This is a genomic window from Roseovarius sp. EC-HK134 (assembly GCF_902498815.1).
In the GTDB taxonomy this organism is placed as follows: Bacteria; Pseudomonadota; Alphaproteobacteria; order Rhodobacterales; family Rhodobacteraceae; genus Roseovarius; species Roseovarius mucosus_A.
Map to the genome: position 1 here is coordinate 3,434,544 of NZ_LR701544.1, position 14,511 is coordinate 3,449,054.

Annotated in this window: 13 protein-coding genes; 4 read left to right on the plus strand and 9 right to left on the minus strand. The window is 61.9% G+C overall.

Features of this window, described 5'->3' with window-relative positions; genetic code table 11:
- Positions 1-3: 3 nt before the first annotated feature.
- A complete protein-coding gene (locus tag GC127_RS20475; RefSeq protein WP_151979440.1) occupies positions 4-594 on the minus strand; it encodes a lytic transglycosylase domain-containing protein in 591 nt (196 codons plus the stop codon).
- Between the two features lie 192 nt (positions 595-786).
- Between GC127_RS20475 and GC127_RS20480 the strand changes: the two genes are divergently transcribed.
- The 3 genes from GC127_RS20480 (at position 787) to typA (ending at position 3,440) form a co-directional block, all read left to right on the plus strand.
- Positions 787-1,302: a single-stranded DNA-binding protein gene (locus GC127_RS20480; protein WP_151979441.1), complete on the plus strand. Its 516-nt coding sequence runs from the start codon at positions 787-789 to the stop codon at positions 1,300-1,302.
- Between the two features lie 66 nt (positions 1,303-1,368).
- Positions 1,369-1,533 (plus strand): hypothetical protein, encoded by a 165-nt coding sequence (locus tag GC127_RS22920; RefSeq protein ID WP_199861956.1) that lies wholly within the window; start codon positions 1,369-1,371, stop codon positions 1,531-1,533.
- 86 nt (positions 1,534-1,619) lie between these two features.
- On the plus strand, positions 1,620-3,440 hold the full coding sequence (typA, locus tag GC127_RS20485) for a translational GTPase TypA (protein WP_008281019.1): 1,821 nt from the start codon (positions 1,620-1,622) through the stop codon (positions 3,438-3,440).
- Between the two features lie 36 nt (positions 3,441-3,476).
- Here typA and GC127_RS20490 read toward each other — a convergent pair whose 3' ends face one another.
- The 5 genes from GC127_RS20490 to recA all read right to left on the minus strand — a co-directional run bounded on the left by GC127_RS20490 (position 3,477) and on the right by recA (position 8,568).
- Positions 3,477-4,022: a histidine phosphatase family protein gene (locus GC127_RS20490; protein ID WP_151979442.1), complete on the minus strand. Its 546-nt coding sequence runs from the start codon at positions 4,020-4,022 to the stop codon at positions 3,477-3,479.
- Positions 4,023-4,075: 53 nt separating this feature from the next.
- Positions 4,076-4,363 carry a DUF1330 domain-containing protein gene (locus GC127_RS20495; protein WP_081506190.1) on the minus strand — a complete coding sequence of 96 codons (288 nt, stop codon included), beginning with the start codon at positions 4,361-4,363 and terminating at the stop codon, positions 4,076-4,078.
- 24 nt (positions 4,364-4,387) lie between these two features.
- Positions 4,388-4,672, minus strand: coding sequence for a DUF1330 domain-containing protein (locus tag GC127_RS20500; RefSeq protein ID WP_008281023.1), 285 nt, complete (start codon positions 4,670-4,672; stop codon positions 4,388-4,390).
- A 9-nt stretch (positions 4,673-4,681) separates the two neighbouring features.
- Entirely contained in the window at positions 4,682-7,357 is a 2,676-nt protein-coding gene (gene alaS, locus GC127_RS20505) for an alanine--tRNA ligase (RefSeq protein ID WP_151979443.1), read from the minus strand.
- Positions 7,358-7,494: 137 nt separating this feature from the next.
- Positions 7,495-8,568, minus strand: a complete 1,074-nt coding sequence (gene recA / locus GC127_RS20510) for a recombinase RecA (RefSeq protein ID WP_008281025.1) — start codon at positions 8,566-8,568, stop codon at positions 7,495-7,497.
- A gap of 191 nt (positions 8,569-8,759) precedes the next feature.
- Here recA and GC127_RS20515 point away from each other — a divergent pair, with 191 nt between their 5' ends.
- Positions 8,760-9,413: a gamma-glutamyl kinase gene (locus GC127_RS20515; protein WP_151992569.1), complete on the plus strand. Its 654-nt coding sequence runs from the start codon at positions 8,760-8,762 to the stop codon at positions 9,411-9,413.
- A 27-nt stretch (positions 9,414-9,440) separates the two neighbouring features.
- Here GC127_RS20515 and GC127_RS20520 read toward each other — a convergent pair whose 3' ends face one another.
- From GC127_RS20520 to guaB, 3 genes are all read right to left on the minus strand, one after another.
- Positions 9,441-11,675, minus strand: a complete 2,235-nt coding sequence (locus GC127_RS20520) for an ATP-binding protein (protein ID WP_254700257.1) — start codon at positions 11,673-11,675, stop codon at positions 9,441-9,443.
- Positions 11,676-11,848: 173 nt separating this feature from the next.
- Positions 11,849-13,000, minus strand: a complete 1,152-nt coding sequence (locus GC127_RS20525) for an RsmB/NOP family class I SAM-dependent RNA methyltransferase (protein ID WP_151979444.1) — start codon at positions 12,998-13,000, stop codon at positions 11,849-11,851.
- Positions 13,001-13,039: 39 nt separating this feature from the next.
- Complete coding sequence (gene guaB / locus GC127_RS20530; RefSeq protein WP_008281029.1) at positions 13,040-14,488, minus strand: IMP dehydrogenase; 1,449 nt, start codon at positions 14,486-14,488, stop codon at positions 13,040-13,042.
- Positions 14,489-14,511: the final 23 nt, after the last annotated feature.

A 14,511-nucleotide genomic window follows, 5' to 3' on the forward strand; every position in this document is an offset into this window, starting at 1 on the left:
GGATCAGCTGCCCAAGATCACCTTGACGTAATTGCGCGTCTCTTTAAACGGTGGCACCCCGCCGTATTTCGACACCGCCCCCGGCCCCGCGTTATAGGCCGCAAGCGCCAGGCGCCACGACCCAAACGTGCGGTACTGCTCCGCTAGATAGCGTGCGCCACCTTCTAAGTTTTCACGCGGATCATGTGGATTGACACCTAGAATGCGCGCCGTATCAGGCATCAGCTGCGCAAGCCCAATCGCCCCCTTGTGCGAGCGTGCATCCGCCCGCCAGCCGGATTCCTGCTGCACCAACCGCAAAAACAAATCCTCAGGCACCTGATACCGCCGCGCCGCCTGCTTGGCCAAATCAAGATATGGCCCGCGATAGGCCCCCCGGAACGTCGGGGACAGATCATCCCACATCGTCGGCGTCTTGACCCGCTCTGGCTGAAGCCGCACAGAATTGTTGTATTGCTGGCGCGCGCGGTTATCGAGAACCTTGGTCTGAGATTTGAACAGGCTGACCCGGCTCTTGCTCGAGAGAACATCCGCCTCTGACACACCCGGAAAAATCAGCCCAAAGGCCACAAGCGCGCTTGCGATCCACCGCATTACTGTCCTGCCCTCATCCACCACTTTGGCCGCACTATATGCAATAATTTCGAAAATTCGAGACTTCTTTTGCCCCTTGGCCCCGGATCAGCAGCTTTCGTCGTATTTACCGACAATTTTAACCTTTCCTTCACGCCGATGCGGTGGTGTAACCGTCAGACGCGAACCATGGCATGATTCAAGGAGGGCGCGATGTCCGGCTCTGTTAACAAGGTAATTCTCATCGGCAATCTGGGCCGCGACCCCGAGGTCCGGACCTTTCAGAACGGCGGCAAGGTGTGCAACCTGCGCATCGCCACCTCCGAAACGTGGAAGGATCGCAACAGCGGCGAACGCCGCGAGCGCACCGAATGGCACACCGTCGCCATCTTCTCCGAAGGGTTGGTGCGCGTGGCCGAGCAGTATCTGCGCAAAGGCTCCAAGGTTTATTTGGAGGGCAAGCTGCAAACCCGCAAATGGCAGGATCAGTCCGGTCAGGACAAGTACAGCACCGAAATCGTGCTGCAAGGCTTTGATGCAACCCTCGTCATGCTTGATGGGCGTGGCGAAGGCGGGGCCAGTGGTGGCGGCGGCGGCAGCTATGGCGGCGGTCAGGATCAGGGCTACGGCGGCGATTATGGCGGCGACTACGGCTCTTCCCCGGCCCCCGCATCAAGCGGCGGTGGGTCGCGCCCCGCGCGCGATATGGATGACGAAATCCCGTTCTGATGCGCTGCCTTTAACGCGCCCTCGCCGGTTCCTGCGCTCTGATTGGGCGCAGGAACCGGCACATCTGTGATCCCCGGCACCCGCCCCGGCCCCGCCGACACCGCGCAATCCCCCCGCCTTGCCCGCCTCAAACTGGGCAACGGTGCCTTGGCACAGCGCCTTGGTCCGAGTATGCTGGCCTTGCCCCGTGTCACCCTCCTGTTCCCAAAGCGACACAACCACGCGGCATGATCCGGCCCGAGGGATGCTTTGCCTCTGGTCTTTCCGCGTCGCGGCGTATAGGGCGCAGGCGAACAATGTCAGGACAGCTACACCCCATGGATCTGCGCAATATCGCCATCATCGCCCACGTCGACCACGGCAAGACCACGCTCGTCGACCAATTGCTGAAACAATCCGGTGCCTTTCGCGCCAATCAGGCCGTCGATGAACGCGCCATGGACAGCAATGATCTGGAACGCGAGCGCGGCATCACCATCTTCGCCAAACCCACCAGCGTTCTTTATAAAAAGACCCGCATCAACATCGTCGACACCCCCGGCCACGCCGATTTCGGTGGCGAGGTAGAGCGGATCCTGTCCATGGTCGATGGTGTCGTTTTGCTTGTCGATGCCGCCGAAGGCCCGATGCCGCAAACGAAATTCGTAACCTCCAAGGCACTGCGCCTCGGGCTGCGCCCCATTGTCGTGCTCAACAAGGTCGACAAACCCGATGCAGAGCCTGACCGCGCGCTCAACGAATGTTTCGATCTTTTCGCTTCGCTCGATGCCAATGACGATCAGCTCGATTTCCCGCATATGTATGCCTCGGGCCGCGCCGGTTGGGCCGATCACGATCTTGAAGGCCCGCGCAAGGATCTTTCGGCGCTCTTTGACCTGATCGTCAACCACGTGCCCGCGCCGAAACAACTCGCCCATATCGACGAAGATTTCCGCATGTTGGCCACCACGCTTGGTGCCGACCCCTTCGTTGGTCGTCTGCTGACGGGCCGCGTCGAATCAGGCCGCCTCAAGGTGGGCCAGACCGTCCAAGCCCTGAGCCGCATCGGCCAGAAAATCGAACAGTTCCGCGTGACCCGCATTCAAGCGTTCCGCGGCCTTTCCAGCCAAGACATCGACGAGGCGACAGCCGGCGATATCGTCAGCCTCGCGGGCATGTCCAAGGCAACTGTGGCCGATACGATCTGCGCCCTCGCCGTCGAAGAGCCGATCGAAGCACAGCCGATTGATCCGCCCACCATCACCGTGACCTTCGGCATCAACGACAGCCCCCTCGCCGGGCGCGAAGGCAAAAAAGTCCAAAGCCGGGTGATCCGCGAACGCCTGATGAAAGAGGCCGAATCAAACGTCGCCATCAAAGTCACCGACACCCCCGGCGGTGACGCCTTTGAGGTGGCCGGGCGCGGCGAATTGCAGATGGGCGTTCTGATCGAGAATATGCGCCGCGAAGGCTTTGAACTCAGCATTTCGCGCCCGCAGGTTCTGATGCGCGAAGGTGACAAGGGCGAACGTCTGGAACCGATCGAAGAAGTAACGATTGACGTGGACGACGAATACACCGGCGCCGTGATCGAGAAAATCACCGGCCCGCGTCGTGGCGATCTGGTCGAGATGAAGCCCTCGGGTGCCGGCAAGACGCGCATCATCGCCCATGTGCCGTCGCGCGGCCTCATCGGCTATCATGGCGAATTCCTGACCGACACGCGCGGTACAGGCGTGCTCAACCGTGTGTTCAACTCTTGGGCCCCCCATCGCGGCCCGATCCCCGGTCGCCGCGCGGGCGTTCTCATTTCGATGGAGAATGGCGAGGCGGTTGCCTACGCCCTCTGGAACCTCGAAGAGCGTGGCCGCATGTTCCTTGGCGCACAGGCCAAGGTCTATACCGGCATGATCATCGGCGAGCACAGCCGCGACAACGATCTCGAGGTGAACCCCCTCAAAGGCAAAAAGCTGACCAACGTGCGCGCCTCGGGCACCGATGAGGCCGTACGCCTGACCACGCCCATCACCATGAGCCTGGAAGAGGCCATCGCCTATATCGACGATGACGAATTGGTCGAGGTGACACCGCAGTCGATCCGTCTGCGCAAACGCTATCTCGATCCGCATGAGCGCAAGCGCATGTCCAAGAAAGACTAAAACGATTGTCCCCGGCCCCGCGCCGGGGACTTTGTTTCAAGGCGCGATCATATAACGCCCGACGGGGATCAGCCCCTTGGCCCCCCGCCGCGTCACGATAATCTCGCCCGATCCGACACCAAGGCCGGTCAGCGCCGTGATATTGACCTGATGGGTCACGATCAGCACCCGCGCCGCCTCGGGCAATGTTTCGATCATCTCCAACGTCGCCTTGGTCTGCCCCTCGGGGTCACCCTGCCCCGCGTAAAAGGAATCGAGCGGCGGTTGTTCCACCACCGTGCCCATCTCCATCAACGCCGCTGTGTCGAGCGCGCGGCACCAGCGGCTGGACCAGACGTGATCAAATGTCACCCCCGCCGCCCGCAAGGCTGCTCCGGTCTCTTGCGCCTGCGCCCGCCCCCGCGCATCCAGATTGCGTTGCGTTGCGCAGTCTCTGAGCCGAAACGCTGCCGGATCACCCGTTCCCGGTGCCAAAGCATGCCGCATCAACGCCACCACCCCCGGTGCCTTGAGTGCAGACAGATCCGCAGCCCCGGCCAAACTGCCCGCCACGATCATCCAAAATGTCAGTAAAAACCGCATCGCCCACTCCTGCTTTGACGCAAAAGCTAGGGCCACGCGGCAGCCGGTCCAGCCTATTCAGTGATCTCGACGATCACCAACTCCCGCTCAGAGGCCCCGCGCGCATGATCAAGCGCCGCTTGATACTCCGGACTGTGGTAACACGCCTCGGCATCCTCAACGCTCGGGAACCGCGCCACCACATTGCGCGGCCGCTCCTTGCCCTCCAACTGCACGAACCGCCCGCCGCGCGCGATAAACACGCCGCCATGCTTGGCAATCGCAGGCCCGGCAAGGGCGGCATACCGGCCATAGGCCTCGGTGTCGGTCACGGTCACATGGGCAATCCAGAGGGCAGGCATTGTAGAACTCTCCTGTAGTTTCAGTTAGATACCGTCCACAAGGACGATATCACGCTCACTGCTGTTCAGCGCCAGTGGCAAAATGCGGCGATAGGCGTCAGAGCCATACCACTCCAGTGCCCTTGCCCGGTCGGGGAATTCGATGATCACATGCCGGTCGGGGCAATTGCCCTCCAGCACCTGCTGCGCGCCCCCCTTGACCAGAAACCGCCCGCCGAACTTTTCGGCTGTCGCCACGGTTTGACTGGCATAGGATTGATAATCCAGCGGATTCGTAACCGTGATCCGGGCAATGATATAGGCGCTCATCCATCCTCCCTAGGAGGTCATGACCCCCTCGATAACCCCGGTGGCCGCCGCAATCGCGGCCTCCGCCCCGTCCATGCTCGTACCGCCGCCCTGCGCCATATCCGCACGGCCACCGCCGCCCTTGCCGCCCAGTTCGGCCACCGCCGCGCGCACCATCTCCACCGCCGATATCCTGTCGGTCAGATCCTCGGTCACACCCGCCGCTACAGCCACCTTGCCGCCGGTATCGGCAATAAGCAAGACCGCACCAGAGCCAAGCCGCGCCTTATGCTCGTCGATAAGCGGCGGCAGATCCTTGCCCTGCACGCCCGTTAGCACCTGCGCGATGAGCTTGACACCGCCCACCTCGCGCGCCTCAGCGCCGCCTCCCTGCCCGGCCCCGCCTGACATCGCCAATTCGCGGCGCAGCTGCGCCACCTCATTGGCCAATGCGCGGCGCTCCTCCATCAGCACTTTGACGCGCTCCGCCACATCCTCGGGCCGCGCCTTCAGGTCCGAGGCCACCTGTCCCAAACGCGCCGCCTGCCCGCTCAGATAATCGAACGCCGCCGCACCGGTCAGCGCCTCGATCCGGCGCACGCCAGCACTCGACGCCGACTCCGCAAGCGCCACGAAAACACCGATATCCCCCGTACGCCGCACATGCGTGCCGCCACACAGCTCGATCGAATAGGTCCGACCATCAGCGCCCTTGCCCGATCCCTCGGCCTGCCCCATAGACACGACGCGCACCTCATCGCCGTATTTTTCACCAAAAAGCGCCTGTGCGCCAAGCGCACGCGCGTCATCGGGGGCCATGATCCGCGTCTCAACCGGCGCGTTCTGGCGGATATAGTCATTAACCTCGCGCTCGACCCGCTCCAACTCCGCAGCACTCAGCGCCTTGGCATGGCTGAAATCGAACCGCAGCCGGTCCTCCGCATTCAGCGAGCCACGCTGTGCCACATGCTCGCCAAGCGCGCCGCGCAGCGCCTCATGCAAGAGATGCGTCGCCGAATGGTTGGCCCGGATCGCGCTGCGGCGGGTATGCGACACCTCCAACTGTGCCGCCTGCCCCGCCTTGATCTCGCCGGTTTCGACCACGGCGATATGCACGAAAACGCCCGCCACCTTCTTCGTGTCGGCCACACGCACCTGGCCTGTTTCGGTCTTGAGCAGGCCGCTATCGCCCACCTGACCCCCCGATTCCGCATAAAACGGCGTCTGGTTCAGCACGATCTGAACGCTCTCGCCCATGGTTGCCGCGCTGACCCGGCCCCCGTCACGCACCAAGGCCACGATCTGCCCCTCGGCCCGCTCCGTGTCATACCCCAGAAAATCCGTCGTGCCTTTTTCCTCGGCAATATCGAACCAGACCGCTTGATCCGCCGCCTCGCCCGTACCCGCCCAAGCCGCGCGCGCCTTGGCCTTTTGCTCGGCCATTGCCGCGTCAAACCCGGCGGTATCCACGTCACGCCCTTTTTCACGCAGCGCATCCTGCGTCAGGTCAAGCGGGAAACCATAGGTATCATAAAGCTTGAACGCCGTCGCCCCCGGCAGGGCCGCGCCCTCGGCCAGATCGCTCAACTCGTCATCCAGCAGCCGCAAGCCGCGCTCCAACGTCTGCTTGAACCGCGTTTCTTCCAGCTTCAGTGTCTCTTCGATCATCGCCTGTGCGCGGCCCAGTTCCGGAAAGGCCTGCCCCATCTGCGCCACCAAGGCAGGCACCAAACGGTGCATTACCGGGTCCTTCGCCCCCAGCATATGCGCATGCCGCATCGCCCGCCGCATGATCCGGCGCAGCACATAGCCGCGCCCCTCGTTGGACGGCATCACGCCATCGGCCATCAAAAACGACGTCGACCGCAAGTGATCCGCGATCACCCGGTGATGCACCCGCCCCGGACCATCCGGATCCTGGCTCGTCGCATGCGCGCTCGCCTCAATCAGGCTGCGCATCAAATCCGTGTCGTAATTGTCATGCTTGCCCTGCAATAGCGCGCCAATCCGCTCAAGGCCCATGCCTGTGTCAATCGACTGCATGTCAAGCGCGCGCATCGAGCCATCCTCGAACCGCTCATTCTGCATAAAGACAAGGTTCCAGATCTCGATGAACCGGTCGCCATCCTCCTCGGCACTGCCCGGAGGGCCGCCCCAGATGCTGTCGCCATGATCATAGAAAATCTCGGTGCAAGGACCGCAGGGGCCCGTCGATCCCATCGACCAGAAATTATCATCCGTCTTTATCCGGATGATCCGGTCATCGCTGAGGCCTGCGTATTTCTTCCAGATATTCGCTGCCTCATCATCAGTGTGATAGACCGTGACCAAAAGCTTGGATTTGTCGATCCCAAAATCCTTGGTCAAAAGATCCCAAGCATAGGGGATCGCTTGTTCCTTGAAATAATCGCCGAAACTGAAATTGCCCAGCATCTCGAAAAACGTGTGATGCCGCGCCGTATAGCCCACATTATCCAGATCGTTATGCTTGCCGCCCGCGCGCACGCATTTCTGGCTGGTGGTCGCCCGCACATAATCGCGATGCTCCACCCCGGTAAAACAGTTCTTGAACTGCACCATGCCGGAATTGGTAAACATCAGCGTCGGATCATTGCGCGGCACAAGCGGTGAACTGTCGACAACGCGGTGATCGTTACGCTCGAAAAAGCTCAGAAAGGTGGAACGGATTTCATTCAGCGTGGGCATGGGCATCTCTTTCCGGGGCGTGTGTGGGCCTGCGTTCCGCTGATTTAACGGGGCCGTCCGGGCATGTCCACCGCAAGAAAAAGGCCCGCGCAGCGCACGGGCCTCTTACTGTCGGTCAAGTTCCGCCTCAGCGGCCCTCAAGCCTCCATTACATCGCCGTCATCAGAGCTTTCGGTCATGTGAAAATCAAGCCCATGCGAGGCGCGAATCTTGTCCTCGATCTCAATCGCCATGGCCGGATTGTCGCGCAGAAACCCCTTGGTGTTTTCGCGCCCCTGTCCAATTCGCTGGTCGCCATAGCTATACCAACTGCCGGATTTCTCGACCACGCCCGCCTTGACGCCAATGTCGATCAACTCGCCAGTCTTGCTGATCCCTTCCCCAAACATGATGTCGAATTCCACCTGCTTGAAGGGGGGCGCCACCTTGTTCTTGACCACTTTGACGCGGGTTGTGTTGCCAACCACCTCGTCCCGATCCTTGATCGAGCCGATGCGCCGAATATCGAGGCGCACGGAACTGTAGAATTTCAGGGCATTCCCACCAGTCGTGGTCTCGGGGCTGCCAAACATGACACCGATTTTCATGCGAATCTGATTGATGAAAATCACCGTGCAATTCGTGCGGCTGATCGAGCCGGTCAATTTGCGCATTGCTTGGCTCATCAGGCGAGCATGCACGCCCACGCTGCTATCACCCATTTCCCCCTCAAGCTCCGACTTGGGCGTAAGGGCGGCGACGGAATCGACCACGATCATGCTCACTGCGCCCGAACGCACCAGCGTATCGACAATCTCGAGCGCCTGTTCGCCAGTATCGGGCTGCGAGATCAGCAGTTCATCCAGATCAACACCCAGCTTCCGCGCATAGACCGGGTCGAGCGCGTGTTCAGCATCGACAAAGGCGCAAACCCCGCCCTTCTTTTGTTCTTCGGCCACGCAATGCAGTGTCAGCGTGGTCTTGCCAGAGCTTTCGGGGCCATAAATCTCAACGATCCGGCCTTTTGGAATTCCGCCAATACCCAGAGCGATGTCGAGCCCGAGCGAGCCGGTCGACGTGGCCTCGATATCCTTGACGGCGTTGTCGCCGCCCAGCTTCATGATCGAGCCTTTACCGAACTGCCGTTCGATCTGCGCCAGCGCGCTGTCGAGCGCCTTTTGCTTGTCCGCGTTCCGCTTGTTATCCATCGAGAGAAGATCTGCCGTTGCCATTTGTTCGGTCCCTTATTCCACACCCTGTCACGGGCGGCAATCATTGCCTGCGTTCACCTCTTGTTCTCATCTCTATGCGGACAAAATGTGAACATTTCAAGAAAATTCTGATGCCCCCACTTTCGGCGCGCAAGATTAACAAGTAGTTTACACAAGCCGAAACCGATGAAATTTCCCTGCGAGAGGCGCAAATGCTGGTGTTTTCCAAGGCGCGGCTGGTGCTCTTGTCGGTCCCCAAGACCGGCAGCACCGCCTATGAGACCGCCCTCGCCCCCCAGGCCGCGATTGCCGTCTCGGCCCCGCCCGAGCTCAAACATGCGCCAGTGTTTCGCTACAACCGATTCTTTCGACCGATGATCGAGCGCTTCTTTGACGGCCCGTTTGATATCGTTGCGGTGATGCGTGAACCGCGCGACTGGCTTGGGAGTTGGTATCGCTACCGCCAGCGCCCGGAACTTGCCGGCCACGCCAACAGCACCCAAGGGCTCAGCTTTGATGATTTCGTGAGCGCCTATTGCACCGGCGAGCCACCAGCTTACGCCCGGGTCGGCAGTCAGGCCAAGTTTCTAGAGCCCCAACGCAACGGGGCCCAGGTTACCCATCTTTTCCGTTACGAGGATCAGCCGGGGTTGCGCAGCTTTCTCGCGGCCCGGCTTGGCGTGGCGGTCGACCCTGCCCCGCTCAACCGCTCCCCCGCCCTGCCCCTCAGCCTCTCGCCCCGGATCGAGACCCGGTTGCGGCGCAAATATGCCGAGGATTTCACGCTCTGGTCCGGGATCAGCGCAGGCGGTGCCTATACGCCCCAACCCGCCCGAGCAAAGCCCGAGCCAGACGCGCAGACCTGATCGCCCGCGCCCTCGCAAGCCTTGCCCTTACCTCAACTGGCGCTGCACCGTCTCTGTCAATTCATTGAGCGAAAAGGGCTTGGGCAGGAAAACCGATTGCGGAATGCATGCCTGCCGGTCGCCAAAGGTCTCTTCGGCATAGCCCGACATGAACACCACCCGTGCCGCAGGGCGTGTCGTCAGCGCCCGCCGCACCCAGCCGGGCCCGTCGATCCCCGGCATGACCACATCGGTCACAAACACATCAACCTGAAGATCCGGATCCTCGAGGATTTCCAGAGCATCTTCCGCCGATTCAGCCTCGAGCACGGTAAAGCCGCGCAATTGCAGCGCCCGGCTGGCAAAGGCGCGCACAGGGGCCTCGTCTTCCACCAGCAGTACAACGCCACAGCCGCGCGTTTCCGATACCGCCAGGCGGGGCACCTCGCGCACGCTCTGCGGCTCGCCCAAATAGGCCGGAAACAGCAACTGAAAACAGGTGCCCTCGCCCAGAGTACTATCCACAAAGATGAAACCGCCAGTCTGTTTTACAATGCCATAGGCCGTCGAGAGGCCAAGGCCCGTGCCCTCACCCGTGCGCTTGGTGGTAAAGAAGGGCTCGAACACTTTTTGCAATTTGTCCGGTGCGATCCCCGCTCCTGCATCGATCACCTGCACCGAAACATACCGCCCCGGCTGGACCACGGCCCGATCCCGACACAGTGCCTCGGTCAAGGTCAGGTTATGGGTAACAATCCGAATTTCCCCACCCGCGGGCATGGCGTCGCGCGAGTTCACCACAAGGTTCATCAGCACCTGTTCCAGCTGCCGCTTGTCGGCACGAATTGCGGCCAGCGTTGGATCGTGGCTGAGCGAGAGCGAAATCTTCTCTCCCACCAGCCGGTTTAGCAAATGCGTGAGATCTGCAAGCGTGTCGCGCAGGTCAATCACCTCGGGGCGCAACGTCTGTTTTCGCGAATAGGCCAGCAATTGGCTGACCAGCGCCGCCGCGCGATTGGCATTCTGGTTGATCTGCATGAGATCACCGTAGTCGGGATCACCCTGATCGTGGCGCAAGAGCAAGAGGTCGCAATGCCCTGAAATCGCCGTCAAAAGGTTGTTGAAATCATGCGCAACCCCTCCTGCAAGCTGCCCAATGGCCTGCATTTTCTGGCTTTGGACAAATTGCGCCTCCAATGTCTTGAGTTCGGTGGCATCGCTCAGCACCGCGATCAAAACCGGCTCGTCCCCCTCCATTGTACGGTTCAGCGTGACCTGCACGAAAACCTCGCGATCCTGGCGGCGTACGCGCAGAAACTCGGCATGCACCGTGCCACGCCCCGCCGCCGCATCCCCAAGCCAATCCGTGATCGACCGGCCCAGACCCTCAAGCGTATCTCCCAAACTCAAGGCTGTCACGCTTTCAACACCCAGCAATTCGCGGGCAGGCCGGTTTGACAGCTGGATCAGCCCCCGTGCCGACACCTTCAACAGAGGGACCGGCAGCGCATCGAAAAACGCCCAGCCATCCGGCGCGCGTGCGCCCCCCTCGACCCCCGGCAAAAGAAACATCTCACGCCGCCCCGCCATCCCCTCGCGCACCACCACAAGGCAGGGCATGGGGCCATCCGGGGTCGCGATGTCATTGACCGCACCGGGGCGCAGCGGCGGCGTGACGCACAGCCGGTCCAGCGTCCGTACCCGCTCGCCCACCAGATCCCGCGCCGCCGCATTCATAAAGAGAACCGCGTCGCGACGGCCCAATGTAAGCATCGGCAGGGCCTGCGCCTCGGCCTCGCGCGGCACATTTTCAGTAGATTTTTCGATCCGCCATAGGAAATGCTCGTCGCCGCTCCGATGCACACCGATACGCAGATGCCCGCCCCGCGTCACCAAATCCTCAACCGCCGCCCCTTTGGCCAGCGCGCGCGCCTCCATCCGAAACAGGATAGGTTCGGGATTGGCCAGAACTTCGCGCAGCGCACCCACAAGCGACGTTGCACGATCCGCCGCCAACAGGCGCCGCGCGGCGGCATTGGCATGGATCAGATGGCCCGCGCCCCCGGTCAAAACCAGCGGCACCGGATCCGCCTCCAGCATGTCTTGTGCCAGATGCGCCACCGCCTGCCGCCCTCCCTTGGACCGCCGGTTGATCCCCCTCGTGATGACCATAACCCAGAGCGCGACACCGCCAAGCGTCGCCGCGACCAACACCAAAAGCCGTTGCCCCTGACCCGGTGGCACAAAGAAGGCCGTAACCGCAAAAAGCGCCGCCGCCAGCATCAACAGACCGGCACGCGGCCCAAGCCGCAGCGCCGCTTGCTGAAATTGTCCTCCTGCCTGCGGGATGAACGCCACGCCGTGCCCTCGCTTCACGATTCCTGCACCGTTTTACGGACGAACAGTTAAGCGAGACTTAACGGTGGCCAAATCCACCCGTCAAGGTTGATGGATTGTTAACATACTCTCTCTAATTGAGAGAGAAAAAACCCGTCACCCGTTTCCGAAATCGGCCAGTACTGCATTTCGCGCACCGTCCACTCGGGATTTTCACTTGCAAAACGCGCTATAACGTCTTGATTTTCTTCTTTTAAGACAGAGCATGTCGCATAGACCAATCGTCCGGCCGGGGCGACCAACGGCGCGGCCTCTGACAGAATACGCAGCTGCAGCCGCGTCAACTCTTCCAACCGCTCCGGTGTCAACGCCCATTTCGCCTCGGGGGTGCGCCGCCAAGTGCCGCTGCCCGAACAGGGCGCATCGCACAAAACAAGGTCAAATTCCCCCTCGGGCTGCGTAAGAAGGCCCACATCAACCCCGGCTCGCGCCTCCCGAACCGGCAGGTCGCGCATCCGTTGCGGGGCCACATCATGGGCAAAGAACGCGCCAGTCACGCGCGCGGCCAAGGCCAGCACCTTCCCACCGCCACCTGCGCAATAATCCAGAACCCGCGCCCCGTCCGGCAGCTCAAGCGCCTCCATCGCCGCCTGACTGCTGCCATCCTGAAGCTCGACCCAGCCCTCGGCATAGCACTGCGATGTTGTAATTTTCCTCTCGCCGTCAATCACTTGCAGCGCATGTCTGGCAATTTCTACCGGCTGTGCCACGATCCCCTCACTGGCCAGCCGCGCCTGCGCCGCCGCGCGCGTGGCACGCCTTGCATTCACCCGGAGCATGATCGGGGCCCGCACGCGCAGAGCCTCAACAGCAGCCTCTGCATTGGCCCCCAAAGACGCCTCAAACCGCTCCCAGAGCCAGTCGGGCAAGTCACGCACCGCCGTCGCATCCGGCACAGCCAACACGCGCTCAACCTCCGTCAGCGGCGCGGGCGCATGCCCCTCTCCTGTGAAAATCGTATCTGCATCAATCCCTTGCAGGCGCAAACTGCCCAGCATGAGGGCGCGGCCATCCTCACCGCCGCCCCACGCAGCACAAGACCGCCAACAGCGCAGCACCGAAAACACATGGTCGCGCAACGCCGCGCGATCTTTGGAGCCAGCATAGCGCGCCGTCCGCGTCCAATTGGTCAGCGCCTTTTCCGCAGGCTCGCCCCCGCGAATACGCTCCAAAACCTCGATGGCTGCGGCGACGCGCGCGCCGGGCGTCACCGCTTCACCTCAAGAACACCGCACAACACAATGAAAACCCTAGCCAATTCGATAGTTCGGGCTCTCACGGGTGATCTGCACATCATGCACATGGCTTTCCTTGAGACCCGCACCGGTGATCCGCACGAATTGGCAGTTATGGCGCATCTCTTCGACCGTGGCACAGCCGGTATAGCCCATCGCGGCCCGCAGCCCCCCCACAAGCTGATGGATCACGCTTCCCGCAGCGCCTTTGTAGGGCACCTGGCCCTCGACACCCTCGGGCACCAGCTTGTCACTGGCGGCATCCTTTTGAAAATAGCGATCCGCCGAACCGCGCGCCATGGCCCCAAGGCTCCCCATACCGCGATAGGCCTTGAACGACCGCCCTTGATATAGAATGACCTCACCGGGGCTTTCATCGGTGCCCGCCAGCATGCTGCCCACCATGGCACAAGACGCACCCGCCGCAATCGCCTTGGCGAAATCACCCGAAAACTTGATCCCGCCATCGGCGATCACCGGCACGTCACCTGCGGCGCGCGCGCTGTCCATCACAGCGGTCAGCTGTGGCACGCCCACACCCGCCACCATCCGCGTGGTGCAGATGCTGCCAGGGCCAATCCCCACCTTGACGGCATCAGCCCCGGCCCCGATCAGGGCGCGCGTGGCCTCGGCTGTGGCGACATTGCCCGCCACCACCTGAACGGCATTGGACAGCGCCTTGATCCGCTCGACGGCGCGCGCCACGCCTTCGGAATGGCCATGCGCGGTGTCGATCACCACCATATCGACGCCCGCATCAATCAACGCCTGCGACCGCTCGAACCCGGCATCGCCGACGGTTGACGCCGCCGCCACCCGCAACCGACCCAGATCATCCTTGCAGGCCGTCGGATTAAGCACCGCTTGCTCTGTGTCACGCAGCGTCAAAAGGCCGGTCAACTTGCCCGCCTTGTCTGTCACCAGCAGTTTCTCGATCCGCCGCGCCTTCATCAGGCTCTTGGCCTCGTCGCGATCCGCAGGCTCTTGCAGGATCGCCAGATCATTGCTCGTCATCATCACCCGCACCGGAGTGCGGTCATCCTCGGCAAAGCGCATGTCGCGATTGGTCACAATCCCCACCACGCGCCCGGTCTCATCCACCACCGGAAAACCGGTGACGTTATAGCGGTCCTGCAGCGCCTTGGCATCGGCCAGCGTCTGATCAGGGCTGAGCGTGATGGGATTATAGACGATCCCGCTCTCGAACCGCTTGACGCGGCGCACTTCGCGCGCCTGTTCCTCGATGGTCAGGTTGCGATGGATCACCCCCATGCCACCCGATTGCGCCATGGAAATCGCCATGCGCGCCTCGGTCACGGTATCCATGGCCGAGCTTAAAAGTGGAATGTTCAGCGTGATGGATTGCGTCACGCGCGTCCGTGTATCCGCCGTGTTGGGCAGCACACTCGATGCCGCCGGCACCAGCAGAACATCATCAAAGGTGAGGGCCTCGCGAATCTCCATCGCATATCTCCATGGACAGCTCG